Origin of the sequence: Brevundimonas sp. Leaf168, from assembly GCF_001423685.1 — a bacterium.
In the GTDB taxonomy this organism is placed as follows: Bacteria; Pseudomonadota; Alphaproteobacteria; order Caulobacterales; family Caulobacteraceae; genus Brevundimonas; species Brevundimonas vesicularis_C.
On record NZ_LMOY01000001.1, the window covers coordinates 422045 to 447312 of the forward strand.

At 66.2% G+C, this 25268-nt stretch carries 25 protein-coding genes; 15 read left to right on the forward strand and 10 right to left on the reverse strand.

Going from position 1 to position 25268, the window contains the following annotated elements; genetic code table 11:
• The first annotated feature begins 341 nt into the window (after nucleotides 1-341).
• Genes ASF81_RS02055 through ASF81_RS02075 form a run of 5 tightly spaced genes read left to right on the forward strand, consistent with a single transcriptional unit; the run spans nucleotide 342 to nucleotide 3953 of the window.
• Nucleotides 342-689, forward strand: coding sequence for an NAD(P) transhydrogenase subunit alpha (locus ASF81_RS02055; RefSeq protein WP_017505954.1), 348 nt, complete (start codon nucleotides 342-344; stop codon nucleotides 687-689).
• Nucleotides 686-952, forward strand: coding sequence for a hypothetical protein (locus ASF81_RS02060; RefSeq protein ID WP_055755025.1), 267 nt, complete (start codon nucleotides 686-688; stop codon nucleotides 950-952). Before ASF81_RS02055 ends, ASF81_RS02060 begins: the two co-directional genes overlap by 4 nt.
• Nucleotides 953-965: 13 nt before the next feature.
• Nucleotides 966-2387 carry an NAD(P)(+) transhydrogenase (Re/Si-specific) subunit beta gene (locus ASF81_RS02065; protein WP_055804175.1) on the forward strand — a complete coding sequence of 474 codons (1422 nt, stop codon included), beginning with the start codon at nucleotides 966-968 and terminating at the stop codon, nucleotides 2385-2387.
• A 54-nt stretch (nucleotides 2388-2441) separates the two neighbouring features.
• The gene (locus tag ASF81_RS02070; RefSeq protein ID WP_200932842.1) at nucleotides 2442-2795 is read left to right on the forward strand and encodes a DUF1801 domain-containing protein; all 354 of its coding nucleotides are present in this window, start codon (nucleotides 2442-2444) and stop codon (nucleotides 2793-2795) included.
• 51 nt (nucleotides 2796-2846) lie between these two features.
• Complete coding sequence (locus tag ASF81_RS02075; protein ID WP_055804182.1) at nucleotides 2847-3953, forward strand: acyltransferase; 1107 nt, start codon at nucleotides 2847-2849, stop codon at nucleotides 3951-3953.
• A gap of 2 nt (nucleotides 3954-3955) precedes the next feature.
• Here the strand turns inward: ASF81_RS02075 and ASF81_RS02080 are convergent, their stop codons facing one another.
• A complete protein-coding gene (locus tag ASF81_RS02080) occupies nucleotides 3956-4180 on the reverse strand; it encodes a hypothetical protein (RefSeq protein ID WP_055804185.1) in 225 nt (74 codons plus the stop codon).
• 91 nt (nucleotides 4181-4271) lie between these two features.
• Between ASF81_RS02080 and ASF81_RS02085 the strand changes: the two genes are divergently transcribed.
• From ASF81_RS02085 to ASF81_RS02095, 3 genes are all read left to right on the forward strand, one after another.
• On the forward strand, nucleotides 4272-5261 hold the full coding sequence (locus ASF81_RS02085; protein ID WP_055804188.1) for a YafY family protein: 990 nt from the start codon (nucleotides 4272-4274) through the stop codon (nucleotides 5259-5261).
• A 72-nt stretch (nucleotides 5262-5333) separates the two neighbouring features.
• Nucleotides 5334-6767, forward strand: coding sequence for a hypothetical protein (locus ASF81_RS02090; RefSeq protein WP_200932843.1), 1434 nt, complete (start codon nucleotides 5334-5336; stop codon nucleotides 6765-6767).
• A gap of 68 nt (nucleotides 6768-6835) precedes the next feature.
• Nucleotides 6836-7369 carry a hypothetical protein gene (locus ASF81_RS02095; protein WP_055804191.1) on the forward strand — a complete coding sequence of 178 codons (534 nt, stop codon included), beginning with the start codon at nucleotides 6836-6838 and terminating at the stop codon, nucleotides 7367-7369.
• Here the strand turns inward: ASF81_RS02095 and ychF are convergent.
• The 8 genes from ychF to ASF81_RS02135 form a co-directional block, all read right to left on the reverse strand.
• Entirely contained in the window at nucleotides 7362-8456 is a 1095-nt protein-coding gene (gene ychF, locus ASF81_RS02100; protein WP_055804194.1) for a redox-regulated ATPase YchF, read from the reverse strand. The two genes, ASF81_RS02095 and ychF, sit on opposite strands and share 8 nt — an antisense overlap.
• Before the next feature lie 70 nt (nucleotides 8457-8526).
• Nucleotides 8527-9018, reverse strand: a complete 492-nt coding sequence (locus tag ASF81_RS02105) for a copper chaperone PCu(A)C (RefSeq protein ID WP_055804197.1) — start codon at nucleotides 9016-9018, stop codon at nucleotides 8527-8529.
• 13 nt (nucleotides 9019-9031) lie between these two features.
• Nucleotides 9032-10351: a PepSY domain-containing protein gene (locus tag ASF81_RS02110; protein WP_235559192.1), complete on the reverse strand. Its 1320-nt coding sequence runs from the start codon at nucleotides 10349-10351 to the stop codon at nucleotides 9032-9034.
• Between the two features lie 16 nt (nucleotides 10352-10367).
• On the reverse strand, nucleotides 10368-12416 hold the full coding sequence (locus ASF81_RS02115) for a TonB-dependent receptor domain-containing protein (RefSeq protein ID WP_055804204.1): 2049 nt from the start codon (nucleotides 12414-12416) through the stop codon (nucleotides 10368-10370).
• Between the two features lie 67 nt (nucleotides 12417-12483).
• The gene (locus tag ASF81_RS02120; RefSeq protein WP_055804207.1) at nucleotides 12484-12870 is read right to left on the reverse strand and encodes a hypothetical protein; all 387 of its coding nucleotides are present in this window, start codon (nucleotides 12868-12870) and stop codon (nucleotides 12484-12486) included.
• Nucleotides 12871-12919: 49 nt separating this feature from the next.
• Nucleotides 12920-13528, reverse strand: coding sequence for an aminoacyl-tRNA hydrolase (gene pth, locus ASF81_RS02125; protein WP_055804211.1), 609 nt, complete (start codon nucleotides 13526-13528; stop codon nucleotides 12920-12922).
• A gap of 86 nt (nucleotides 13529-13614) precedes the next feature.
• Nucleotides 13615-14247 (reverse strand): 50S ribosomal protein L25/general stress protein Ctc, encoded by a 633-nt coding sequence (locus ASF81_RS02130; protein ID WP_045810293.1) that lies wholly within the window; start codon nucleotides 14245-14247, stop codon nucleotides 13615-13617.
• Nucleotides 14248-14381: 134 nt separating this feature from the next.
• Nucleotides 14382-16670 carry an ATP-binding protein gene (locus ASF81_RS02135; RefSeq protein WP_082503401.1) on the reverse strand — a complete coding sequence of 763 codons (2289 nt, stop codon included), beginning with the start codon at nucleotides 16668-16670 and terminating at the stop codon, nucleotides 14382-14384.
• Between the two features lie 144 nt (nucleotides 16671-16814).
• Between ASF81_RS02135 and ASF81_RS02140 the strand changes: the two genes are divergently transcribed.
• From ASF81_RS02140 to phoB, 6 genes are all read left to right on the forward strand, one after another.
• Nucleotides 16815-18212 carry an ATP-binding protein gene (locus ASF81_RS02140; protein WP_055804213.1) on the forward strand — a complete coding sequence of 466 codons (1398 nt, stop codon included), beginning with the start codon at nucleotides 16815-16817 and terminating at the stop codon, nucleotides 18210-18212.
• 140 nt (nucleotides 18213-18352) lie between these two features.
• Entirely contained in the window at nucleotides 18353-19783 is a 1431-nt protein-coding gene (pstC, locus tag ASF81_RS02145) for a phosphate ABC transporter permease subunit PstC (protein WP_055804216.1), read from the forward strand.
• Nucleotides 19776-21080 (forward strand): phosphate ABC transporter permease PstA, encoded by a 1305-nt coding sequence (pstA, locus tag ASF81_RS02150; protein ID WP_055804218.1) that lies wholly within the window; start codon nucleotides 19776-19778, stop codon nucleotides 21078-21080. The genes pstC and pstA overlap by 8 nt, the downstream gene beginning before the upstream one ends.
• A gap of 4 nt (nucleotides 21081-21084) precedes the next feature.
• The gene (gene pstB / locus ASF81_RS02155; RefSeq protein WP_055804220.1) at nucleotides 21085-22032 is read left to right on the forward strand and encodes a phosphate ABC transporter ATP-binding protein PstB; all 948 of its coding nucleotides are present in this window, start codon (nucleotides 21085-21087) and stop codon (nucleotides 22030-22032) included.
• Between the two features lie 4 nt (nucleotides 22033-22036).
• On the forward strand, nucleotides 22037-22762 hold the full coding sequence (gene phoU / locus ASF81_RS02160) for a phosphate signaling complex protein PhoU (protein ID WP_017505976.1): 726 nt from the start codon (nucleotides 22037-22039) through the stop codon (nucleotides 22760-22762).
• 20 nt (nucleotides 22763-22782) lie between these two features.
• Nucleotides 22783-23475 (forward strand): phosphate regulon transcriptional regulator PhoB, encoded by a 693-nt coding sequence (gene phoB / locus ASF81_RS02165; protein ID WP_017505977.1) that lies wholly within the window; start codon nucleotides 22783-22785, stop codon nucleotides 23473-23475.
• Between the two features lie 37 nt (nucleotides 23476-23512).
• Here phoB and ASF81_RS02170 read toward each other — a convergent pair whose 3' ends face one another.
• A complete protein-coding gene (locus tag ASF81_RS02170; protein ID WP_055755007.1) occupies nucleotides 23513-24436 on the reverse strand; it encodes an Hsp33 family molecular chaperone in 924 nt (307 codons plus the stop codon).
• 187 nt (nucleotides 24437-24623) lie between these two features.
• Here ASF81_RS02170 and ASF81_RS02175 point away from each other — a divergent pair, with 187 nt between their 5' ends.
• Nucleotides 24624-25163 (forward strand): hypothetical protein, encoded by a 540-nt coding sequence (locus tag ASF81_RS02175; protein WP_055755006.1) that lies wholly within the window; start codon nucleotides 24624-24626, stop codon nucleotides 25161-25163.
• The last annotated feature ends 105 nt before the right edge of the window (nucleotides 25164-25268 follow it).

Consider the following 25268-nt stretch of genomic DNA (forward strand, 5'->3'; position numbering starts at 1 on the left):
CTGGAGCGAAGTGTCTTCGTGACGGAGATCGGGTTGCTGGTGAATTCCGATATGTGGAGTCGAGGCATCCGAACGGGACCTCGTTGCGATACGGATTCGTCGTTACGCCAGAGCCAGTGTGTGTCATCGCGCAAGGTGGAGAAGGCAACCAACCTTACCCTGTTTGGGGGCGTTGGATACAAATGAGCTATGCTGATGATCAGATTGGCGGACAACCATATCCGGGTGATCAAGCCGTAGTCACGGCGACTTATTTTGCTCCCGAAACTGCTTGGCACCTGGGAGATATCGTCGGGATAAATGCGAGAGTTGTCTCTAGTGAGCCAATGTAGGAACTGACCATGGAACACGTCGATCCCACCGTCTTCCGCCTGGCCATCTTCGTGCTGGCGATCTTCGTCGGCTATTATGTCGTCTGGAGCGTGACGCCGGCCCTGCATACGCCGCTGATGGCCGTGACCAACGCCATTTCCAGCGTCATCATCGTCGGCGGCCTGATCGCGGCGGCGGCCGTGTCCGGTGACGCGACCGGCCCCAGCGCCTGGATCGCCAAGGGGGCGGGCGTGGTCGCCGTCACCCTGGCCAGCGTCAACATCTTCGGCGGCTTCATGGTCACGCGGCGGATGCTGGCCATGTACAAGAAGAAGGAGCGGCCCGCTGCTAAGGCCGCTCCCGAGGCGTCTTCGTGACGGACGCCGCACAGATCGCCATCACCGGATCCTGGGTCGCGACCGGCATCGGCTTCGGCCTGTGGCTGTACGGCTGGTTCGGGGCCAAGACGCCGATCAAGCGCCAGCGGCTGCACGACTGCGGCATCGCCCTGGTCTTTTCGGCCATTCTGGTTCGCGTGGTGACGCAGGACCGGCCGTTGGGCGTCTTCGAATGGGCCCTGTTCTTCATCGGCCCGCTGTTCATCGCCGCCGCCTTGTGGCGGCTGGCCCGCACGTCTTGAGGGGAGGGGCGTGATGAACGCATCTTTGGCCGCACTGGCCTATCTGGTTTCAGGCGTCCTGTTCATCCTTTCGCTGCGGGGGCTGTCTAGCCCCGAGACCAGCCGTCAGGGCAACACCTTCGGCATGGTCGGCATGGCGCTGGCCATCGGCGTGACCCTGCTGACGCTGGGCACGACGGGGGCGCTGGATACCGTGACCCTGGCCCTGATCGCGGGCGGCGTCATCGTCGGGGGTGGGGCTGGTGCCCTGATCGCCAAGCGAGTGGCCATGACCGACATGCCGCAGCTGGTCGCGGCCTTCCACAGTCTGATCGGCATGGCCGCCTGCCTCGTCGCCATCGGCGCGATCTATGCGCCCGAGGCCTTTGGAATCCTGTCCGACGACGGAAACGGCATCAAGACGCTGTCGATCATCGAACTCAGCCTCGGCGTCGCCATCGGGGCCATCACCTTCACCGGCTCGGTCATCGCCTTCGCCAAGCTGAATGGCAACATGAGCGGCGCGCCGATCATCCTGCCGGCGCGGCATCTGATCAATGTCGGCCTGGCGCTGGGTCTGGTCTTCCTGATCGGCATCCTGATCGGCACGAATGGCGCGGCGACCTGGGCCTTCTGGGGCGTCTTCCTGATCGCGCTCGTTTTGGGCGCGACCCTGATCATACCCATCGGCGGGGCCGACATGCCGGTCGTGGTGTCGATGCTGAACTCCTATTCCGGCTGGGCGGCGGCGGCGCTGGGCTTCACGTTGGAGAACATCGCCCTGATCATCACCGGCGCCCTTGTCGGATCGTCGGGCGCGATCCTCAGCTACATCATGTGCAAGGGCATGAACCGCAGCTTCATCAGCGTCATCCTGGGCGGCTTCGGCGGCGGCGATGCGGCGGCCGGTCCCGGCGGCGCCAAGGAGACGCGGCCGGTCAAACAGGGCTCGGCCGAGGACGCCGCCTTCATCATGAAGAATGCGTCCAAGGTCATCATCGTGCCCGGCTACGGCATGGCGGTGGCTCAGGCCCAGCACGCCCTGCGCGAAATGGCCGACAAGCTTAAGGAGGAGGGGGTCGAGGTGAAATACGCCATCCACCCCGTCGCCGGTCGGATGCCGGGCCATATGAACGTCCTGCTGGCCGAGGCCAACGTGCCCTATGACGAGGTGTTCGAACTGGAGGACATCAACGCCGAGTTCGCCACCGCCGACGTCGCCTTCGTCATCGGCGCCAATGATGTGACCAATCCTGCGGCTAAAACCGACCCGACCAGCGCCATCTACGGCATGCCGATCCTGGATGTGGAAAAGGCCGGCACGGTGCTGTTCATCAAGCGCGGCATGGGTTCGGGCTACGCCGGGGTCGAGAACGAACTCTTCTTCCGCGACAACACCATGATGCTGTTCGCCGACGCCAAGAAAATGGTCGAAGGGATCGTGAAGGGGCTTTGAGCCATGGCCAGCACGCCCAAGACCAGCCCCACCGACGCCTCTATCGACGCCTTCTTGTCTGCGATCGACGACCCACGCCGACGGTCTGATGCTCATGCCGTCTCCGCAATGATGGCTCACATCACGGGTGAACCGGCCGTGCTCTGGGGATCGTCCATCGTCGGGTTCGGCAACGACGGCGGCCCCAAGGGCGGCTGGCCGCTGATCAGCTTCTCGCCGCGAAAAGCCAATCTGGTGCTTTATGTCGGTGGGGATTTCTCTGAACGAGCCGAGCTTATCGCCCGCCTAGGCAAGGTGAAAACCGGCGTGGGCTGCCTCTATGTTTCGCGTTTGGAAGATGTCGACCAGGCGGTTCTGCGCGACCTTTGCGGTCGCGCTGTTCTCGCGGTCAAAGCCGGCTCGGACTGAAGTCTCTTCAGACCCCTATCGCGCAACCTTGACCGGCGCTATCACGCGTCCGTGAACACATTGTCCGGACCTCTTCCTGCCGCCCATCGCCGTTTCGAGGCTCTGGACTCCCTGCGCGGGGTGTGCGCCATCCTTGTCGTGATGTTTCATATGCCTGTCGCAAGTCATTGGCGCGACTGGGGTTTCATTCAGCATTCCTATCTGTTTGTCGACTATTTCTTCGTTCTGTCGGGCTTCGTCATCGCTCATGCCTATGCGAACCGACTGAAGTCGGGCCGCGACGCCGCGCGGTTCATGGTGCGGCGCTTCGGTCGGATCTGGCCGCTGCATCTGCTAATGCTGGCGGCCTTCATCGGGTTGGAGCTGGCGCGGCTTGTCTTCCATTTCGACAGCGCGCCGCCTTTCACGCGGGATCGGTCAATCGAGGCGATCTTTACCAATCTGGCGCTGATCCAGGCCTGGCATGTGCATCCCTATCTGACCTGGAACGGGCCATCGTGGACGCTCAGCGCCGAATGGGCCTGCTATCTGATCTTCGCGGGGTTGGTGCTGATCGCGCCCAAACGCTTCCGCTGGATCGGGCTGGTGCTGGCGATCATCGGCGGCGCGCTGGTGCTCAGCTACGCCCGGCGCTGGATGAACACGACCTATGACTTCGCCGTACCGCGCGCGGTCTATGGCTTCTTCCTGGGCTGCCTGCTGCAGGGGCTCTGGACCCGCATTCCGCGGCTCAAGGGCGGCGCCGCGACGCTTTTGGAGATCGCGGCCATCGTCGCCGCCTGCATCTTCATCGGCTATGCTCAGGGGCCGATCACCGTGGCCGTCACCTTGATCTTCGTGGCGCTGATCTGGGTCTTCGCCGGCGAGGAGGGGGCGCTGTCACGCGTGCTGGACCATCCGGCTCTGGTCACCCTGGGGCGGTGGTCGTTCGCCATCTACATGGTCCACATGTTCATCCTGACCGTGATGATGATCGTGGCCAGAAAGCTGGACCTGGTCCCGGTTCGTCGCATCGACTTCGGCTCGGTCTGGCTGAACGACCTGTTCGCCGTCGCCATGTTCGGCTTCATCGTCGCGGTCGCCGTCGTGGCACACCGACTTGTCGAGCAGCCGGCCCAGCGCATGATCGATCGCTGGACCAAGCCGAAGGCGGCCTGAGCTCAGGCGGCCATCCGCCATTCCGGGGCCATGTCGCCGGCGCGGCCTTCGTCCCACAGCATGTCCTCGTCCGAATAGCGGCTGCTGGCGGCCGCCGAGATGACGTCGACCACCTGTTCCTCCAGCCGGTCCCAGATCACGGCGAGGTCGGACGACCAGTCGGCCTCGCACGGCACGATGATGTAGCGGCTGGCGCTGACGGTCTGGGTGGGTTGGAAACGCGCCATCTGATGATCTCCTGAAGCGGGGGCCTCTTGTCGATGATGTCGTTATGAAGCAGTGTTGCGTCAGAAACGGACGTAGGGATCGGCGAGAGCATTGAGACACGACAAGGCGGCGATGGTGATCGATCTGGCACGCCGCATGGCCGCCAGCGCCGAAGGGCTGAGCCTGGACGAGATCGCGCGCGACATGCGCGTCGGCCGCCGCACCGCCGAACGGATGCGCGACGCCGTGCTGATGCTGTTTCCCCAGGTGGACGAGGTCTCGGACCCGCCGTCCAAACGCTGGCGCATCCGGGGCGGTCTGTCGGCCTTCGAACAGGCCCCGACGGCGACCGAAATGCTGGAACTGTCCAAGGCCGCGACCGCCCTGCGCGCCGCCGGCGAACCGGCGCGCGCCATGGCGCTGGAGGGGCTGGAGCGCAAGCTGAAGGCGGCGATGCGTTCGACCACGCTGAACCGGATGGCGCCCGATCTGGAGGCGTTGGTCCGGGCAGAGACCATTGCGGTCCAGGCCGGCCCTCGACCCTCCGCCGACGAAGCCATGCTGACCGCCATTCGCGCGGCTGTGCTGGCGCAGCAGCCCTTGGGCTTCACCTATTCCCGTCCGGGCGCCGAGCCGCGTCGGCGCAGCGTGGCGCCGTGCGGCGTCATGTTCGGCCGGGCCAACTATCTGGTCGCCGCCGATCGCGAGACCGGCCGCATCCAGACCTTCCGCCTTGACCGGATGAGCCATGTCGCCCCGCAGGAGGGGATGGCCGTGCCGCCCGCCGATTTCGACCTCGGCGTCTTCGCCAGCCAGTCCTTCGGCATCTATCAGGACGAGATCGAGGACGTCGTGCTGCGCATCGCGCCCGAGGGCGCGGCCGAGGCCAGGGGCTGGCGCTGGCACCCGACCCAGTCGTTTGAGGATCAGTCGGACGGCGGCGTGATCGTGCGGTTCCGCGCCTCGGGCATGCGCGAGCTGGCCTGGCATCTGTTTACCTGGGGCGAGCAGGTGCAGATCCTGGCGCCGGAGCGGCTGAAGGCCGTGATGGCCGGCGAACTGGCGGCAGCGGGCCGCGCCTTGGAACGGGCCTCAGCCTGACGAAACCGTAAGCTGACGCGGCGCGTTGACGACCGCTAGGCTTCGCGCCCAGCGCCCTTCAGGAGATCGCCCTTGCGCGTCCACGCCTTCGCCTCGTCCGCCATCCTGGCCCTCGCCCTTATGAGCGGCGCCTGCGCCGCCGGGCCCGTGTCGGCGCCGGCGACCTTTCAGGAGGAAGGCGGACCCCAGGTGACGGTGACCCGCGACGGCGATCACCTGAACATCGACTATCGCTTCGGGCGCGATGTGCCGGTCTGGGCCTTCCAGGATTCGGCGCTGGAACAGGATTCGCGCCAGCCCTGGCGGCCGCGCCAATGGACGGTCGAGACGCCCGGCGTCGTCATGGAGCGACGCGGTCATTACGACATCATCCGCAGCACGGACGGCGGTCCCGTGCCGCGCGAAGTCCGCTTCCGCGTTCGACCGCAGGCGGTGGATCTTGAGGCCGAATATCCGACCCTGCTGCTCTCCAATGGCGCGGTGGCCCTGCCGACGCGACAACTGGATGTCTTCGCTTTGCCGTCGGCCAAGGCGGCTGAACAGGTGCCGGACGACCTGAACCGAATCCGGCTGGATGGCGGTCCCTCGCGTGTGACGTGGCGCGATGAGAATGGACCCGTCCTGTTCAACGGGCGCCGTCGCGACGAACTGACCACGACGGACGAGCGCAGCTATGTCCTGCTGGGCGAAGCGACGGTGACGCCGGGCGACGGCCTGTCGACCGTCATGGACCCCAATCTGCCGCCGTGGATCGGGGAGGAGATCCGGGGCTTTGCGCCGCGTGTCGGTCATTACTATCGCGACCGTCTCGGCGCGCCGGGCTCCGGCGGCGATACGCCCATCGTCATGGTGGCCTGGAACGGGCCGACCGAAAGCATGACCAGCATGGGCGGCAGCGTCCTGCCGGGCCTGATCGTCATGTCGTTCGAGGGCAGGGGCGTGACCTCGCCCCAGCCCGAAATCATGGAGCGTTCGCGCTGGTTCATCGGCCATGAGGGGGCGCATTTCTGGCTGGGGCAGACGGTGCGCTACGCTTTCGCCGATGAGGCCTGGATCACCGAGGGCGGAGCCGACCTGATGGCTGTGCGCGCCCTCAAGGCCCTCGATGCAAGTTATGACGACCGGGCCGAGCTTCAGTCCGAGGTGGACGACTGCGTCAACCTGGCCCGCCAGCCGATCGCCCAGGCCGGCGCCCGGGGCGAACACCGCGCCTACTACGCCTGCGGGGCCGTCTTCGCCCTGGCGGCGGAGGGCGCGCAACGCCAGCGGACCGGCGGCGACTGGTTCGACTTCCTCAGACCTCTGCTGCGCCAGCCGGACGGCGTGCTCAGCCGCGAGGAATGGTTGACGGCCCTGACCCGGACATCGCGCGACCCGTCACTGCGCGGCGATGTCGAGCGGCTGCTGGACCAAGGCGCGCCCGATCCGTCCGCCGTCATCGCCCGCCTGTTCCAGCGCACCGGCGTGGCCTTCCGGATGATCGACGGCCGGGTGGTTCTGAGCTGAATCCGATTGCAGCCGCTGGCGCTGGACCTCGGATTGAACCCGAACCTTGGCCGTGGCGTTGTGGCGGGATGAAAACAGCCTTGATCCCGATGGCGGGTGCGATCGCCCTTCTGGCCGCCTGCGGCGATCACGAGGTCAATCCGCCGAACGAACCGGCGGCGCCCCTGCGCACGCCCGAGGCCATGCAGCCGGTCGAACCGCCGGGCCCGTCGTCTCTGGCCGGGCGGGGGCCGCGCAGTTTCGTGGGCGTTTGGGCGGCGAACCCGCAATGGTGCGCCCGGCCCCAGGGCGAACGCAGCCCGATCATCCTGACGCCGCTGCGCTTCGACGCCTATGGCCGTAACTGCGACATCGCCAGCATCGACGAGACGGGTTCCGGCTATGTCGCAGTGCTGCGATGTGCGGGCCGGCCTCAGACCGAGCGGGTGCACATGGGCACGAGCGGCGACGTGATGAACCTGACCTATGTCGATCAGGATATGAAGACGGTGAAACTGGCGCGCTGCCCCGGTTCGCCGCGCGCGCCCGATCCCGCCAATCCGCTGGAAAAGATGATGAAGAAGGACGGGGCCGAAACCCCGCCGGCCGCGCCGCCTAGTTGAACAGGAAGTTCATCACGTCGCCGTCCTTGACGACATAGGTCTTGCCTTCGGCGCGAAGCTTGCCGGCCTCGCGCACCTTGGCCTCGCCGCGCAGGGAGACGAAGTCGTCATAGGCTATGGTTTCGGCGCGGATGAAGCCCTTCTCGAAGTCGGTATGGATCACGCCGGCCGCCTGGGGCGCGGTGTCGCCGACATTGATGGTCCAGGCGCGGGCTTCCTTGGGCCCGACCGTGAAATAGGTCTGCAGGCCCAGCAGCTTGTAGGCCTCGCGGATCAGACGGTTCAGGCCGGGCTCTTCAAGACCTAGGGTCTCCAGGAACTCCTTCTGTTCCTCGTCGTCCAGCACGGCGATCTCGGATTCGATCTGGGCGGAGATGACGACCGAGTTGGCGTTGTCCTGGGCGGCCCGGGCCGCGACCTTGTCGGACAGGTCGTTGCCCTTGTCGGCCGAGCCCTCCTCGACGTTCGAGACATAAAGCGCTGGGAGCGCCGTCAGCAGTTGCAGCATGTGCCAGGCCTTGATGTCCTCCTTGGACACCTCGGCAGTGCGCGCGGGCTTGCCAGCGTTCAGCTGGGCCAGGGCCAGATCGACCAGCTTCAGCGTCAGGACCGATTCCTTGTCGCCGCCCTTGGCGCGCTTCTCCAGCTGCGGCCGGCGACGCTCCAGACTTTCCATGTCGGCCAGCATCAGTTCGGTCTCGATGATCTCCAGGTCGGCGATCGGATCGATGCGGTCCTCGACGTGGGTGATGTCGTCATCCACGAAGCAGCGGGCGACGAAGGCCACGGCGTCGCAGTCGCGGATGTTGGCCAGGAACTGGTTGCCCAGGCCTTCGCCCTTGGACGCGCCACGCACCAGACCGGCGACGTCGACGAAGGTGATGCGGGCCGGGATGATCTCTTTCGATCCAGCGATCTCGGCCAGGGCGTTCAGACGCGCCTCGGGCACGGCCACATCGCCGGTGTTCGGCTCGATGGTGCAGAACGGATAGTTGGCCGCCTGGGCCGCCGCCGTCTTGGTCAGGGCGTTGAACAGGGTGGACTTGCCGACGTTGGGCAGGCCGACGATCGCGACTTTAAGAGCCATGGTATTCCTCGTGAGGCGCGAGCCTTTAGCGGGTTCAGAGCCGTTTGTCAGGCTCGCGCTTCAACTGAGGTCAGTGGGCGGCGTGATCCATGCCTTCCATGGCCGGTTGGCGAACCTGCGCCTGAACCGTGATCGCCGGCGCCGACGCGAACTGGAACGTCAGCGGCACGGTCTCGCCGGCGACCAGAGGCGCGGTCAGGCCGATGAGCATCAGGTGGTTGCCGCCCGGCGCCAAGGCCACGGCCTGACCGGCGGGCAGGGGCAGGCCCGCCGTCAGCTCGGCCATCTTCATCATGCCGTTCTCGGTCTTCATCTCGTGGACCTGAAGCGATGCGGCGCGCGGGGTCGATCCCCCCGTCAGCCTGTCGTCGGTCGCGGCGGTCAGGGTGACGTAGCAGCCGCCGGCCTTGGCCCCATTCGGCGACGGGCGGCACCAGGCGTCGGTTGCGGTCACGGCGTCGGTCGCGGTCGGCGTCTGAGCGGCGGGCGCCTTGGCCGGCTCGGACGGATTGCAGGCCGCCAGCGACAGGGCGGCGGCGGCAAGGGCGAGTTTGGTCTTCATGGCGTCGGGTCTTTCACGAGGCGGCGGGACGGCGCCGGATCATCGGACGCAGGGCTCGGTCGAGCAATACGGCCGCGATCAGGCTCAGTCCCGTCAGGGGATAGAGGATGGCGAGGGGCAGGACGATGCCCAAGACAGCGGCGCGCGCACGCGGTCCCGGCGGGGCGGGCGGCGCGCCCAGGCGTCGGCGCGACAGATTGGGCGGGCGGCGCTTCCACCACATGACCAGGCCGCTGATCGCCAATAGCCACACGCCGATGCAGCCCAGCAGCATGACGATGCGGTTCGCCTGTCCGAACTGCGTGCCCTGGTGCGTATAGATGCCGAACTCGATGGCCTTTGCGCCGGCGCCGAACTGGTCATAGCCGATGTCGCCCAGCAGCCGTCCGGAGGCCGCATCGACATAGAGCGACCGGCTGTCCTGAACCCGTGTCGCCTGGGTCGTCAGCGTATAAGCGGTGTCATCGGCCTTGGGGATGTTCACCGTATAGGGGCGCGCCAGACGGGCCTGATCCGCGACCCGCAGAACCTGCGCCAGGCCGCCATGGCCGGCGTGGTCGTGGGTCATCACCATCCCCTCCATGGTCCAGCCGGCCCCGACCGGCGCATCGTGGTGCTGCGCCCTCTGCCAGGCGCCGGCGACGGGTGCGGGCGGCCGACCGAGCCCCGTCTCCTTGACCGCCCCCATGACCTTGTCGCCCCAGACCGCCGACCACGGCATGCCGGTCACGGCCAGAAACAGCACGACCCCGCCGACATAGACACCCGTCAACGCATGCAGGTCGCGCCAGAACGGACGGCGGCGGCTGTCGATCGTCTGCGGCGCAAAGGTCGCCACGCCCCGCCCGCGCGGCCACCACAGATAAAGCCCTGTGGCGAACAGGATGATCGTCCAGCCGGCGACGATCTCGACCAGGATGTTGAACGGCCGCCCCAGCAGGGTCAGGCTGTGTGTCTTCTTGACCAGCTCCATGAACCCGCCGGCCGGAATGACGCCGGTAGTCCGGCCGGTGTGCGGATCGACGAAGACCGTCTTCTGCACGCCGTCGGGTCGATCCACCCGCAGCCGGATCGCCTGATCGTCGCGCGCGGGCATGACCAGATTGGCGACCCGGCCCCCGCCAGCGGCCTGGGCGGCCGAAGCCACCCACGCATCCGGCGCCGCTTGGGTCTTAACGGCCGGCACGCGGATCATGTCGCGATACAGAAAGCCGTCGATCTCGTCCTTGAACAGATAAAGACCCCCCGTCAGGGCCAGCAGCATCAGCACCGGCATGACGAAGACGCCGGCATAGAAGTGCCAGCGCCAAACCGCGCGATAGGCGTCGGACATTGAGGCGTCGCCAGACTCAGAACGCATAACGCAACCCCACATAGGCCGAACGTCCCTCGCCGGGCGTGAAGACATCCGCTGCCGCCGTGCGCGCGTCGGTGATCGCATTGGCGTTGGAGACGTACTTCTTGTCTGTCAGATTGCGAAGGTCTGCGAACAGAGACACCCCTCCTGGCAGATCGACGCCCGCGTTGAGCGAAACTATGGTGTATCCCGGATATTTCAGCTGATTGGCGTAGTCGACATAGATGTCCTGGGGCACCCATTCGACGGATGGCGCGATGAACCAGCCGGCGGGATGTTCATACTTCAACTCCGCGCGATAGGCATGTTCGGGGATAATGGGCAGGCGGCCATCGCCATAGGTGGCATCGTCGTCGAAGAAGAAGTCTGACCAGGTGTAGGTCTGGCGCAAAGTCAGGCGTTCGCGGCCATTGTCGACCAACCTCCAATCCAATCCCGCTTCGATGCCCTGGTGCACCGTGTCCTCGGCGTTAAAGCTGAGGGGCGGATTGTTGGGGATGACGACGTAGTTCAGCAGTTCGCCTTTAAGATGAGAGCGATAGAGGGCGATGTCGTAGCGAAACGCGCCGCGTTGGCCCCGCGCGCCGATCTCTGCGGTCCAGGCTTCCTGCTGCTCGAGATCGACAAACTGGGGCACTGGCGTCTGCACGAGCTCCAGGAATGTCGGGGCCTCCACCGACTTCGTCACGTTCGCGTAAATTTGCGATCCATCGGGCTGTTCCCACAGCAGGCCGACCCGGGGGGCAAACCAGTCATAGTCGCGCTGCGCGCTATTGGCCGGGACCAGACGGTTGTCGACGTCACGCTCGGCTCGGCCCCAGGTGCCGCCCGCGATCAAGGCTATTTGGTCGGTCACGAACAAGCGCCCCTCGGCAAAGACATCCATGCCCGTGGCATTCTGCAACGTGCTGCCGATCTGGAATCCGGGGTTGCCGCCGCCGGTATTGACGAAGACTGCACTGTCGTTGTCGCCCGTTCGGAAATAGGCCCCGGCAAAGGCATCGGCTCGCAGCCCGCCCAACCGCCCATCCCAGTCCAGACGTGAAAAGCCGCCCCAGAACTGATAGTTGTTGTCCAGCACCACGGGCACGGGGTGGAACAGTTGTTTGTCGACAGCGTAGGCGCCGGCTTCAAACACCAACTCATCTGTCAGTCGCCAACGGGTCTGCGCCGTCACACGCACTGATTTGATGTCTCTGCCAAAATCCAAGTTGCGTACGAAGGGATCGGGATCGCGCGGCCTGTTCAGCGCCTTGTCCAACGTCTGGGTGCCCGAGATGTCCAGGTCTAGGTCGTTGGCCTGCACGATCAAACGCAGCTCACGGTCCTCGCCAAATTTACGGCCGATGTTCAGCGTCAGCCGCTTGCTGTCGGAATCTTGGTGGTCGAGGAAACCCTCGCTGCCTGACCATGTCGCGGCCGCGTAAATATCCCACGGGCCGAACTCACGCGCGATGGCTCCGTGTGCACGCCGCGTTTCGAAAGAGCCGCCCTCCAATCGGACCAGATTCGAAAACGGCGCATTGCGGCCGGTCGGCGTAAGGACGTTTATGGCCCCGCCTAATGCAGCACCGCCGAAACGCAGGGCGTTGCCGCCCTTGTAGACTTCGAAATACCGCGCGACCAAAGGGTCCAGTTCCTGGAAGTCGCCGAAACCGTCTGGCTGACTGAAAGGCACGCCATCCTGTGCCAGCAAGACGCCCCTGAGGTGCAGGCTCTGGCCGATGCCCGATCCTCGAATCGACAGACGGACTTCTTCGCCCCATCGCCGTTGAGCGAACACGCCGGGCACGGAGCGAAGTGTATCGGCGAATCCGAGTGCGTAGCGATCCTCATAGCTTTCTGAGGCGACGACGGCGACGGCCCCGGGCGTTCGGGACAAACGATCGCGAGCCTCAGCAACGACGGCGGGGTCATCTGGGTTACGCTGGCCCGTGACGATGACGCTATCGAGCTCCGTTGGCGCCTCCTGGGCAAAGGCGGGAGTGGCAAGGGCGGCGAGCAGCAGCGCGCAGGGCGCTGCGGTAGTCTTGAAGGACATGGATTGAACCTGAAATCAGAACGAGACGGCGCGCGGGCGCTGGGGCCGGCGCGGGCTTGGGTCTGGTTCAGGCTTGGGGTGGGGCGGTGGACGGCGGACGCGGCGGCGCGCGCGCTGGCGGCGGCGGGCTGACGCTGGCGGCGACATAGACAACGCGCTCGACGGTGCGGACCACCGGCGCCGGCTCGGGCGCAGGCGGGCAGGGCAGGGCGGCGGCCAACGGCATGACGCAGGCAGCGCATTTGGCCCCGACGTGCTTGTTGACCGGGCCGTCCATGCCGCCGGACTGGATCGTCTGGGGGCCTTCCGCCGAACAGATGACCAGCGGATGACCCGGCTGGACCGCCGCGAGAGCCGCGAACGGCAGCAGGGTTCCGAGCACGAGCGCGAACACCGCCGCCAGGAAGGCGAGCGATTGCGAGATCGACCAATTGTCGGCCTGGGCGCGGGTCACGTCTGGCCTCTACGGCGTTTTGCGACGGCGCGATAGGCGGCGGTTTGTCCTAAAGCTCGCCGCGCGCGGCTTGGCGGGGGCTGAACTTGGGCGCGGGGGCCAGGCGCATGACCTCGCCCTGATAGCGTTCGTCGTCGCCGGCGATCGCGAAAGGCAGGGCGTCGGCGCAGGCTTGAAGCATGGCGTCCAGCCAGGGCTGTTCCGCCTTGTGGAAGTCGCCCAGAACATGGGGCATGACCAGTTCCTTTTCGCCCGGATGGCCGATGCCCATGCGCGCGCGTCGGAAGTCGGCGCCGAGATGACTGATCAGGGAGCGGATGCCGTTCTGGCCGGCCGCGCCACCGCCGGTCTTCATACGGAACCGCCCAGGGGCCAGGTCGATCTCGTCGTGGAAGACGATGATTTCGCTCGGCGTGATCTTGTAGAATCGCGCCGCCTCGCCGACCGCCCGACCGCTTTCGTTCATATAGGTCTGGGGTTTCATCAGCAGGACCTTGGTTCCGTCGACCAGACCCTCGCTGACGATCGACTGGAACTTGGCGCGCTCGGGACCGAACCGCCACCGGCGCGCGATCTCGTCGGCGGCCATGAAGCCGATGTTGTGCCGGTTCTTTTCGTATTTCCCGCCCGGATTGCCGAGCCCCGCGATGATGATCATGGCGTCCTCTTGCCGTTTGCGTCAGGCAAAGAAAAGCCCCGCACGGCGAACCGGGCGGGGCCTGATCTTGTCGAAGCGACGAAGGATCAGTCTTCGGTCTTCTCGGCCGGGGCGGCCTCGGCGTCAGCGGCTTCGTCAGCAGCTTCCGACAGGGCGGCCGACGAGATCTTGACCGTGGCGATCACGAAGTCGCGGTCGGTGATGGTGGCTTCCGCGCCCTTGGGCAGCTTGATGTCCGAGATGCGGATGGTGTCGCCGATTTCGGCCTTGGCCAGATCGACAACCAGCTCTTCCGGGATCTGGTCGGCGCGGACCAGGATCTCGACGGCGTGACGGACGATCTCCAGCGAGCCGCCCTGACGCGAGTAGGGCGCTTCATCGGCGTTCAGGAAGTGCACCGGCACTTCGATCTTGACCGGAGCCTTCTCGTCGACGCGCATCAGGTCGAAGTGCAGGGGGCGGTCCGAAACGGGGTCGAACTGCACGTCCTTGGCGATGACCGGCTGGGTCTCGTCGCCGTACTTCAGGGTCACCAGGTGGCCCAGCAGCTTGCCGGTGTAGAGCGACTTGCGGAAGTCCTTCTCGTTCACCGAAATGGCGACGGGGGCTTGCTCGCCGCCGTAAAGGACGCCCGGCACGAAACCGGCGCGACGCGCAGCGCGAGCGCCGCCGGTGCCGACGCCATCGCGGACGTCCACGTTCAGAATGATCTCGGCCATGTGGCTCGCCTCAACAACAACGGAAACGCCGCGCCAACCCGGGGCTCTCGCGGCGGGGGTGATGAACCCTCGAATTCAAGAGCGCGGGCTATTACACGCATCAGGTCCAAGGCGCAACCGTCAAAGGTTCCGCTTCACGCCGCCCGCGCGCGATCCTTCAGCAGCGACGTCGGCGCCGCGACGATGCCCAGCAGCTCGGCGGCGTTGAACGGCTTGGCCAGGTGGTGGTCCGCCCCGGCCGCGCGTCCGGCGGCGACGTGCTCTGGCATGGCGTTGGCGGTCAGCATGACGATCGGCGTGCGATCCAGGCCCATCGTCGCCTCGTGCAGGCGAATCTCCTGCGTCGCGGTCAGCCCGTCCATGATGGGCATCTGCATGTCCATCAGCACTAGGTCGAAGGTGTCGGCCCGGAAACTTTCCAGCGCCTGGGCGCCGTTCTCGGCGATCACGATCTGCGTCGGCGTCTGCGCCAGAATCAGTTCGATGACGCGGCGGTTGGTCGGATGGTCGTCGGCGACCAGCACGCGGATCGTTCGCGCCTGCTCCACGACGGCGGGTTGGGCCGGCGCAGGCTCCTTGCGCGACGGGGCCTGAGTCTGTCTCAGCGGCAAAGTCAGGATAAAGGCCGCGCCGCCGCCGGGTTCGCTCTCGCAGCCCAGGTCGCCGCCCATCATCTCGGCCAGCTGACGACAGATGGACAGGCCCAGTCCCGAACCGCCGAACTTGCGCGTGATGCCGCCGTCGGCCTGTTCGAACCGGCTGAACAGGCGCGCCCGCGTCGCGGCGTCAAAGCCGATGCCGCTGTCCTCGACGGTGAAGCGCAGCACGGGCGAGCCCTCGCGGTCCGCGCCACGCTGCACGATCAGGCCGACAAAGCCCTTGCTGGTGAACTTGACGGCGTTCGAGATCAGATTGGTCAGCACCTGCTTCAGGCGCACCGCATCGCCCAAGATCCAGACGTCGTCCTCCAGATCGATATCCACATGGAAGTCGAGATGCTTCTCACGCGCGTTTTCGGCATAGAGCTGAGCCGCCTCGCGCACGACCGTCGCCAGTTCGAAGGCGTCTTCGGTCAGCTCCAGCTTGCCCGATTCGACGCGCGCCAGATCCAGGATGTCGCTGAGCAGCGTCTGCAACGTCTTTCCCGACGCCTGCATCAGATCCAGCATCTCACGCTGCTCAGCCGTCAGATCGGTCTTGGCCAGGGCCTGGGACAGGCCGATCACGCCGTTCAATGGCGTGCGGATCTCATGGCTCATGTTGGCCAGAAACTGGCTCTTGGCGACATTGGCGGCCTCGGCCGCGTCGCGCGCTTCGGACAGGGCCTCGGCGTCGCGCTTCAGATCGGTGATGTCGTTGCAGACCGTGACCGTCCCGCCCTCGGACGTACGGCGGTCCTGAATACGCAGCCAACGCCCGCCGGCGACCTGTTGCTCGCTGTTCGATGAAAGCTGACGACGGGCCTGCATGCGCTCATTCAGCCATTCTTCTTCGCGGCCGGCCGCCTCCTGATAGCGGCCTTCGTCGATGCCGATGCGCAAGGCCTCTCGGAAGGTCAGGCCGACGACCAGATGCGGCTCGAGCTCGGGGTTCACCTCGGCGTAGCGCGCATTCCAAAGCACTAGCCGATCCTTGGAATCATAAAAGCCCAGGCCGTCGGGCATGGCGTCCACCGCCTCGCGGATGCGGCGCAGCGCGGTGGCGCGGGAAATATAGGCCATCATGCCCAGCACGGTGGCGGCCGTGCAGATCATCAGCAGAATGGCGGCCAGCAGCAGTCGCATCGCCTCGCTCGACAGCCCCTGGTCGGCGGCGACGGTCGGGTCCGGCGTCACCGTGATCGCCGCCATGCCGATGAAATGAAGAACGATGACGGTCGCGGAAAGTCCCGTCGTCGTCGCCAGCAGGCGCAGCAGGCCGCCTCGACGATAGAAGAAGGCCGTCGCACCGCCGATCGCCAGGGCCGCGATGATGGACAGGGCGACTAGGCCGGGATCCCAACTGATGTGCGCGGGCGCCTTGATGGCGGCCATACCGAGGTAATGCATGGCTCCGACGCCGGCGACGGCGATCACCGCGGCAAGCACCCGCCACATGCGGCCCTTGCCCATCAACGTCGAGCCAATCGTCAGGCCGATCATGGCCAGTGCGATCCCCAGGGAGGCGACCGTCAGGAAAGGATTGTAACGCACCGGCACGCCAGCCACGAACCCCTGCATGGCCACGAAATGGGTCGCCCAGATCGACAAGGCCCCGATCATGACGGCCAGCAGGACCGAGCGGCGGCGTCGATTGGGGTCGCGTCGGCCCATCTGCTGCATGACGTGGGTGGAGACGCCCAGACCGGCCATGCAGATCAACGCAGCGAACACCGTAATCCGCCAGTCGTGATCATGCGCAATGCAATGGATGATGCGGTCCACGAGGCCTCCCCTTGGGTGTACGATAGGCGACAATCCTAAAGAAACCGTGCGGCGAAGCTTATGGGCGCCGCAGGCTGTCGGCACGCCGTCACAGAATCCGTGCAAGGATCGGAATCGTTCTTCAGTTCGAGGTCGCCCGGACCCATGCCTTACGAAGTCTCGCCATCGCCTGTCGCGCCGGTATCCACCTCGCGGCTGTGGACGGTCGGCGCCAGCATCGGCATCGCCATCGTGACCCTGCTCGTGCTGGCGATCCTGCATCCCGAACTCGCGAACTGGCTGGTCGGCGGGGCGGTGATCGTGGCGGCCTCGGCTTGGCTGTTGAACATGAACGAGGCGGCCAGGGCTGAGCCGGCGGCCAACCAGGGCGCTGCGACCGAGCCCGCCATCGACATGGTGACGGGCGATCTTCTCGACCGGGTGTTCGAGGCGCTGGACGATCCGGTGCTGGTGGTCAGCGGCGGCGAGCCGGACGACATCGCCGGGCGACGCATCGTGATGGCGAACGCGGCTGCGCGCGAACTTCTGCGCATCCAGCGCCAAGGCGCCTTGCTGGTTCAGGTGATCCGCGAACCGGGCGTGCTGGAGGCGGTGGACGAGGCCCTGTTCGGCGGGACGGCGCGCACCACGGATTATGCGACCGGTGGGCAGCGCGACCGACGCTGGCGTGCCTGGACCCGTCCGCTCTCACTCGAAGCGTCAGGCAAGGCGGGGTCGGAGCTGGCCCTGCTGATCCTGCGCGACGAAACGGACTCGCGCCGTATCGAGATGATGCGCGTGGACTTCCTGGCCAACGCCAGCCACGAACTGCGCACGCCCCTGGCCTCGCTCAGCGGTTTCATCGAGACCCTGAAAGGCCACGCGCGTGAGGATGTTGTCGCGCGCGACCGCTTCCTGGACATCATGTCGGCCCAGGCGGATCGGATGGGGCGGCTGGTCGCGGATCTGCTGTCGCTCAGCCGGATCGAACTGAACGAGCATATTCCGCCCTCTGGCCGCGTCGATCTGGACCGCGCCGCCTCCGACGTGGTCGACGCCATCAGCGTTCTGACGCGCGAAAAAGAGATCGCCATCGCCCTGGATCAAGGGGAGGCGAGGGCGTCGATCAGCGGCGATCGCGACGAGATATTGCAGGTGGTGCAGAACCTGCTCGACAACGCCGTCAAATATTCGTCACGCAACGGCACGGTCGAAATCTCGGTGCGTTCGGACCTGTCGTTCGACGAGGCCTGGGCCTCGCGCATGCCTGGCGCGACACGACTGCCGCTGGTCACGCCGGACCGCACGGCCGGCGTCTCCTATGCCGCCGTCACGGTGCGCGATCATGGGCCCGGCATGGCGCGCGAACATCTGCCCCGCCTGACCGAGCGCTTCTATCGGGTCGAGGGTCAAAAGAGCGGCGAGCGGCAGGGGACGGGGCTGGGTCTGGCCATCGTCAAACACATCATCAACCGTCACCAGGGCGGTCTGGTGGTCGAAAGCGCGCCGGGTATGGGCGCGGCCTTCACCGCATGGTTCCCTCAGCCGGTCGAGCGACGCTGAGAGCGCGACGGCCGATCGCTGTCACCCAACTGTCATCGAGCCGTCGTAATCCGCTGACCATTCGCAGGCAGTAGTCGCGCCGCGTTGGTCCCGATGTTCAGGACCGTCGTCGATTCGCACACGGCGCTTCGGACTTCTGAATGATCTGGATTTATTTGCTGATCCTCGTCGCCTTGAGTGCGGCCGCCTTCCTGGGCGGGCGTGCATTGGCGCGTCGTCGTGCGATCGGCGCAAAGCCCCATTCCCGCCCCGGTCAGCACGGCGCCTATGCGCTGATCTGGGTCGCCGCGCCGGCTCTGCTGGTCCTGATCCTGGCCTCGGTTTTCGCCGCCCCGCTTCAGCGTCAGCTGACGGCCGCCGGCACGCCTGATGCAGTCGCGGCGCTGGAGCCGTTCCGTCGCGACGCCTTCTTCGCCGACGCCCACCGCGTGGGTCGTGGCGAGCCCGCCATGCAGATTTGGGAGCGTCCGCTGGCCGAAGAACTGCCGGTCGAGGCGCGCCGCATGGTTCGCATCGAACGCACCCTGTCGTGGGGCGGCGGCGTCGCCGCCATCCTGGCCGCCGTCCTGGGCGGCCTGTTCGCCCTGACGCAGATCAAGCCTCAGACGCGCGCTCGCAACCGGGTCGAGGGCTGGATCTACGGCGCCCTGTTCGTCTGCTCGGCCATCGCCGTCCTGACGACCCTGGGCATCATCGCCTCCCTGGCCTTCGACAGCTTCCGCTTCTTCCAGAAGGTGCCGGTTCTCGACTTCCTGTTTGGCACCCAATGGAGCCCTCAGATCGCCATCCGCGCCGATCAGGTCGGGTCCTCGGGCGCCTTCGGGGCCGTGCCGCTGTTCGCCGGCACCCTGCTGATCATGGTCATCGCCATGTGCGTCGCTGCGCCCATCGGCCTGCTGTCGGCTATCTATCTGTCGGAATACGCCGGCCGCACGACCCGCGCGGTGATCAAGCCGCTGCTGGAGATCCTCGCCGGCGTGCCGACCGTCGTTTACGGCTTCTTCGCCGCCCTGACCGTCGGGCCGTTGCTGAGGGTCTTCTTCAACGAGATCGGCCTCTTCCTGATCGGCGGACCGCTGGACGGGCTCGGCCAATACCTGGCTCTGGTTCAGAACCAGATGGCCCTGACGGCGGGCGCGGTGATGGGCATCATGCTGATCCCGTTCGTGTCGTCCCTGTCCGACGACATTCTGAACGCCGTGCCTCAGTCGCTGCGTGACGGCTCGTTCGCCATGGGCGCGACCAAGTCCGAGACGGTGAAGCGGGTTCTTCTGCCCGCCGCGCTGCCGGGCATCGCCGGCGCCCTGCTGCTAGCCGTGTCGCGCGCCATTGGCGAGACCATGATCGTGACCATGGCCGCGGGCCTGGCCGCCAACCTGACCTTCAACCCGCTGGACACCGTCACCACCGTCACCGTGCAGATCGTGACCCTGCTGACCGGCGACCAGGAGTTCAACAGCGCCAAGACCCTGTCCGCCTTCGGCCTGGGCCTGACCCTGTTCCTGGTCACCCTGATGCTGAACATCATCGCCCACCGGATCGTGCAGACCTATCGGGAACAATATGACTGACGCGACCCCCGATCAGATCGACGGCGCGGCCGCCAAGGGACGTCTCGACCGCCTGCGGGCCGGTCTGAAGCGTCGCCACGCCAAGGAAACGCGTTTCAAATGGTATGGCCGCCTGGCCATCGCCGCCGCCATGCTGTTCTTGGCCGTGCTGCTGGTGCGCATCGTCGAGCAGGGCCACACCGCCTTCTACACCCACACCGTCACCGTGCCGGTTTTCATGGACCCGGCGCGCGTGGACCGCGCTTATCCGCAGGGCTCCAACTTCGAGCAACTGGCGGCCGAGCAGCAGTTGGCCCGCATCGGCATTCAGGACGACGCGGCCGGGACGAAGGCCGCGCAGATGAAGCGGCTGTTCTCGTCGGAGCTGAAGTTTGTCGCCGCTGATCTGGTCGCCAAGCGAAGCGAGGTCATCGGCGAGACCGTGCCCCTGGCCGTGCCGCTGTCCGATGACGCCGATCTGTATCTGAAGGGCGAAATCTCTAGGGAGACGCCTGAGGATCAACGCCGCCTGACCGATCAGCAGATCGCCTGGCTGGACCGGATGCAGACCGAAGGCGTGATCGGCTCGCACTTCAACACCGCCCTGTTCACCAACGGCGATTCGACCCAGCCCGAGCTGGCGGGCGTCCTGGGCGCCGTGGTCGGTTCGGCCCTGATGCTGATGGTCACGGCCCTGATCGCCATTCCGCTGGGCGTCGGCGCGGCCATCTGGCTGGAAGAGTTCGCGCCCAAGAACAAGCTGACCGACATCATCGAGGTCAACATCAACAACCTCGCGGCCGTGCCGTCCATCGTCTACGGCCTGCTGGGTCTGGCCCTGTTCATCAACTGGATGCATCTGCCGCGCGCCAGTCCGATCGTCGGCGGTCTGGTCCTGGCGCTGATGGCCCTGCCGACCCTGGTCATCGCCACCCGTTCGGCGCTGAAAGCCGTGCCCCCGTCGATCCGCGAGGCCGCCTTGGCCATGGGCGCATCCAAGACCCAAACGGTGTTCAGCCACGTCCTGCCGCTGGCCATGCCTGGCGTCATGACCGGCGCCATCATCTCGATGGCCCACGCCCTGGGCGAGACCGCGCCGCTGCTGCTGATCGGCATGGTCAGCTTCGTGCCGGGCGTGCCGCACGCCATCGACCAGCCTGTCGGCGCGCTGCCCTCGCTGATCTACATCTGGGAAAACGCCTCGGAGCGGGCCTTCCACGAACGCACCGCTGCGGCGATCATCGTCCTGTTGGTCTTCATGATCATCATGAACGCGGCGGCCATTATCCTGAGGCGGCGCTTCGAGCGTCGGTGGTAAGAGAATGAAATTCCGTATTTTCCGCTCCGCCGAGGACCAGACCGGCGCCGGCTCGGTCGATCCGACCGAAGCGCCGCGCATGGGCGGTCAGATCCTGCCCGAAATCGCCCCATCCAAGGGCGCAGCCGCCGAACCGCGTGTCGAGGACGCTACGCCCCGGTCGGGCCCCGCCGTGGTCGACAGCCCGCCCGTCGGTCCGATCAAGATCGCCGCGCGCGACGTCTCGGTCTTTTATGAGGGCAAACAGGCGCTTTACGACGTCTCGCTGGATATCCCGGACAAGACCGTCACGGCTCTGATCGGCCCGTCGGGCTGCGGCAAGTCCACATTCCTGCGGACCATGAACCGCATGAACGACACTATCGCCGGGGCCAAGGTCACGGGCCGTATCGCCATGGACGGCGAGGACATTAACGACCGCTCCATCGACCCGGTGCTGCTGCGCGCCCGCGTCGGTATGGTGTTCCAGCGTCCGAACCCCTTCCCGAAATCGATCTACGAAAACGTCGCCTACGGACCCAAGATCCACGGCCTGGTGTCGTCCAAGGCCGAGATGGACGAGGTCGTTGAAAAGGCGCTGAAGCGCGCTGGCCTGTGGGAAGAGGTCGCTGACCGCCTGCAATCGTCGGCCATGGGTCTGTCAGGCGGCCAGCAGCAGCGTCTGGTCATCGCCCGCGCCATCGCCGTAAACCCCGAAGTCATCCTGATGGACGAGCCCTGCTCGGCGCTGGACCCCATCGCCACGGCGCGGATCGAGGAGCTGATCGACGAACTGCGCGAGCGGTTCTGCATCGTCATCGTCACCCACTCGATGGCCCAGGCCGCGCGCGTGTCGCAACGCACCGCCTTCTTCCACATGGGCCGTCTGGTCGAGACCGGGGACACGGAAGACATCTTCCAGAATCCGCGCGAACGGCGCACGCTCGACTACATCACGGGACGCTTCGGCTAATCCGATGAACCAGCACACCGTCAAAGCCTATGGCGACGAACTGAACCAGATCACGGCCGAGATCGCCCGCATGGGCGGTTTGGCCGAGGCCCAGGTCGCGGACGCCATCGATTCCGTCGCCCGGCGCGACATCGCCCTGGCCCGCGCCGTGGTCGAACGCGATTTGAAGCTGGACGCCCTGCACCGCGATATCGAGAAGAAGGCGATCCGCCTGATCGCCCTGCGCCAACCGGTCGCCAGTGACCTGCGCCGCACCTTGGGCGCCATGAAGATCGCCACCGATCTGGAGCGCACCGGCGACCTGGCCAAGAACATCGCCAAGCGCGCGCTGATCTTGGCCGAAGCCCAACCGATGCAGCCCCTGACCCGTTCGATCGAGCGGATGGGACGGCTTGTCTCGACCCGCCTGCGCGATGTGTTGGACGCCTATACGGCCTCGGAACTCGATCGCGCCGTCGCTGTCTGGCAGACCGACGACGAGGTCGATGAGCACTACAACGCCCTGTTCCGCGAATTGCTGACATACATGATGGGCGATCCGCGCACGATCGGCGCCTGCACCCATCTGCTGTTCATGGCCAAGAACCTGGAGCGGATCGGCGACCACGCGACCAATATCGCCGAGACCGTCCACTACGAGATCACGGGCGAGGACATCGTGGGCGAACGCCCGCGCGCCCAACCCACGGCTGAGGATTCCGATCCGACGCCGAACCTTTCGACGCACTGACCCGAGACCGGAGACCCGACGTGCAGCCCTATATCCTTGTGATGGAAGACGAGGACGCGCTGGCGACCCTTCTTCAGTACAATCTCGAAAAGGAAGGCTACGACGTCGCCGTCGCCGCCGACGGCGAGGAGGGCATGCTCCAGATCGACGAGCGTCTGCCCGATCTGGTGCTGCTGGACTGGATGCTGCCCAAGCTGTCGGGCATCGAGGTCTGCCGTCGCATTCGCGGCAAGGCCGAGACCCGCAACCTGCCGATCATCATGCTGACAGCGCGCGGCGAGGAGAGCGACCGGGTTCGCGGTCTGGACACCGGCGCCGACGACTATCTGACCAAGCCCTTTTCGATGGTCGAGCTGATCGCCCGCATCCGCGCCGTCCTGCGCCGCATCCGTCCGGGTCTGGCCGACGACCGCCTGAACCACGGCGACATCGTTGTCGATCGCGTCTCGCACCGGGTGAAGCGCAACGGCAAGGAGGTCCATCTGGGCCCGACCGAGTTCCGTTTGCTGGATCACTTCATGCAGCATCCCGGACGGGTGTTCAGCCGCGAGCAGCTGCTGGACGCGGTCTGGGGCTCGGACGTCTATGTCGAGGCCCGCACCGTCGACGTCCACGTCGGGCGCCTGCGCAAGGCCCTCGCCATCGCCGACGAAAGCGCCAATCCTATCCGCACGGTCCGCTCGGCTGGCTATTCGCTGGATCTGGAAGGCTAAAAGAAGAAGGGCGGCTCTCGGAGCCGCCCTTTGCAATTCAAATCTGCTCTGCGACGACCTCGTCGGGGTCCAGCGCATAGACCGTGGCGCAGTATTCGCAGGTGACGCGGATCTTGCCGTCGTCCTCCAACATGTCGGCGCGTTCGGCGGGATCGAACGAGGCCAGGACCGAGGCGATCCGTTCGCGCGAGCAACGGCAAACGGCCGTCAGTTCTCGCGCGCCCTCCAGCCGCACGCCGTCTTCGTGGAACAGGCGGAACAGCAGCGTCTCGGGCGAGATCGTCGGATCGACCAGTTCGTCATCGCCCAGCGTGCCGAACAGGGCCCGCGTGCGGTCCCAGACCTCTTCGGTTGAACCGCGCGCCTCGTCGCCGGCGATGATCTGGATCATCGCCCCGCCGGCGCGCCACTGCGATCCGGCCTCGGTCTGAACCTGGCCGACGGCCAGGCGCACCTTGGTCGGCACCTGTTCCGACTGCTGGAAATAGTGTTCGGCCGCCAGCGACAGGCTCTCGCCCTCGATCGGCGTGATCCCCTGGGTGCGCTCGAAGTCGGGGCCCCGATCCAGCGTCATGATGAAGACGCCCTGGCCCAGCAGCGATCGGGCGCCGGGACGGGCGAAGCCCTGCGACGCCTCGGCCACCTCGGCCTCGTCGTAGCGGCAATAGCCGCGCAGTGAGCCGTCGGTGCCGTAGTCGGCGACGACGTAGCGCACGGGGCCGTCGCCCTGGGCCTGGACTAGCAGGCGACCCTCGAACTTCAGGCTGGAACCGATCAGGGCGGCCAGTGCGCAGGCCTCGCCCAACAGGGCGGCGACCGGCTCGGGATAGGCGTGGGCGGCCAGGATCTTGTCGATGGTCGCGCCCAGGCGAACCAGGCGACCGCGCACGGGCCAGCCTTCGATCTGGAAGGCGGCGGCCAGATCGTCGGAAACGGGAATGTTGGGCGCGTGATCGGTCACGGCGAGGTCCTTTGGGGCGTCGTTTCGGGATCGCGGCTATGTAGGCGCCCGCAGGCGGCTTGATAAGGGGGCTAATCCGCCCGGTCTGGGGGAGGGCGACGGAACCGATTTCGGCGCGGATCGCTCTTTTGGCTCAAGCGGAGCCGTCGCTCCGTTCATGACGCCAATAACTGAAGAGGTTCCGCCGATGATCCGCGACATCGATCCGATCGAAGAGATTCGCAAACACCCCGGCATCACCGCCGGCAGCCTCCTCGCAGTCGCGCTCGGCGCTGTCGCCGTCGTCTATCTGACGCAACGCAGCGGCCCCACCCGTTACCAGCGCATCAAGTCGCGTATCGACCCGCGCGGCTGGGTCGATACGTCCGAACTGCGCGACCGTTTCCACGACGCCGTCGACGCCTTCCGCCACCGGGCCGAGGATGTCGGTGAACGCGCCGGCGCGCTTTCGCGCGACGCCCGCCACCGCGCCGCAGACACCGCCTATGACGTGCGCGACCGCGCCGACGACTGGTTCCGTTCGGCCCGCAAGGACGGCAAGAAGGCGCTGAAGAAGCATGGCAAGACGGCGCGCCGCTACGCTGACGACGCCGGTCAATATGCGCGTGACCACGCCCGCGAAGGCGGAGCGCTGCTGGCGGTGGCGACCATCGCCGCAGCCGTCGGCGCAGCCGTGCTTGAAAGCCGTCGTCCCGACAGCCATGTGCGTCGCATCGCCCGCTTCTGACATTTTCGTGCCGTCCGCCTGGTGAAAATCGCGGCGGGCGGCAAACTTTTAGCGCATCTGCCCACAATGAGCAGCATCGCTCGGCTTTGCCGCAGCCGCGAAGGC

What these genes read in the sequence shown, in the direction of transcription:
- ASF81_RS02055 (WP_017505954.1), top strand. Translation starts at nt 342, where the DNA reads ATGGAACACGTCGATCCCACCGTCTTCCGCCTGGCCATCTTCGTGCTG.
- ASF81_RS02065 (WP_055804175.1), top strand. Translation starts at nt 966, where the DNA reads ATGAACGCATCTTTGGCCGCACTGGCCTATCTGGTTTCAGGCGTCCTG.
- ASF81_RS02080 (WP_055804185.1), bottom strand. Translation starts at nt 4,180, where the DNA reads ATGGCGCGTTTCCAACCCACCCAGACCGTCAGCGCCAGCCGCTACATC.
- ASF81_RS02095 (WP_055804191.1), top strand. Translation starts at nt 6,836, where the DNA reads ATGAAAACAGCCTTGATCCCGATGGCGGGTGCGATCGCCCTTCTGGCC.
- ychF (WP_055804194.1), bottom strand. Translation starts at nt 8,456, where the DNA reads ATGGCTCTTAAAGTCGCGATCGTCGGCCTGCCCAACGTCGGCAAGTCC.
- ASF81_RS02105 (WP_055804197.1), bottom strand. Translation starts at nt 9,018, where the DNA reads ATGAAGACCAAACTCGCCCTTGCCGCCGCCGCCCTGTCGCTGGCGGCC.
- ASF81_RS02110 (WP_235559192.1), bottom strand. Translation starts at nt 10,351, where the DNA reads ATGTCCGACGCCTATCGCGCGGTTTGGCGCTGGCACTTCTATGCCGGC.
- ASF81_RS02115 (WP_055804204.1), bottom strand. Translation starts at nt 12,416, where the DNA reads ATGTCCTTCAAGACTACCGCAGCGCCCTGCGCGCTGCTGCTCGCCGCC.
- pth (WP_055804211.1), bottom strand. Translation starts at nt 13,528, where the DNA reads ATGATCATCATCGCGGGGCTCGGCAATCCGGGCGGGAAATACGAAAAG.
- ASF81_RS02130 (WP_045810293.1), bottom strand. Translation starts at nt 14,247, where the DNA reads ATGGCCGAGATCATTCTGAACGTGGACGTCCGCGATGGCGTCGGCACC.
- ASF81_RS02140 (WP_055804213.1), top strand. Translation starts at nt 16,815, where the DNA reads ATGCCTTACGAAGTCTCGCCATCGCCTGTCGCGCCGGTATCCACCTCG.
- pstC (WP_055804216.1), top strand. Translation starts at nt 18,353, where the DNA reads ATGATCTGGATTTATTTGCTGATCCTCGTCGCCTTGAGTGCGGCCGCC.
- pstA (WP_055804218.1), top strand. Translation starts at nt 19,776, where the DNA reads ATGACTGACGCGACCCCCGATCAGATCGACGGCGCGGCCGCCAAGGGA.
- pstB (WP_055804220.1), top strand. Translation starts at nt 21,085, where the DNA reads ATGAAATTCCGTATTTTCCGCTCCGCCGAGGACCAGACCGGCGCCGGC.
- phoU (WP_017505976.1), top strand. Translation starts at nt 22,037, where the DNA reads ATGAACCAGCACACCGTCAAAGCCTATGGCGACGAACTGAACCAGATC.
- ASF81_RS02175 (WP_055755006.1), top strand. Translation starts at nt 24,624, where the DNA reads ATGATCCGCGACATCGATCCGATCGAAGAGATTCGCAAACACCCCGGC.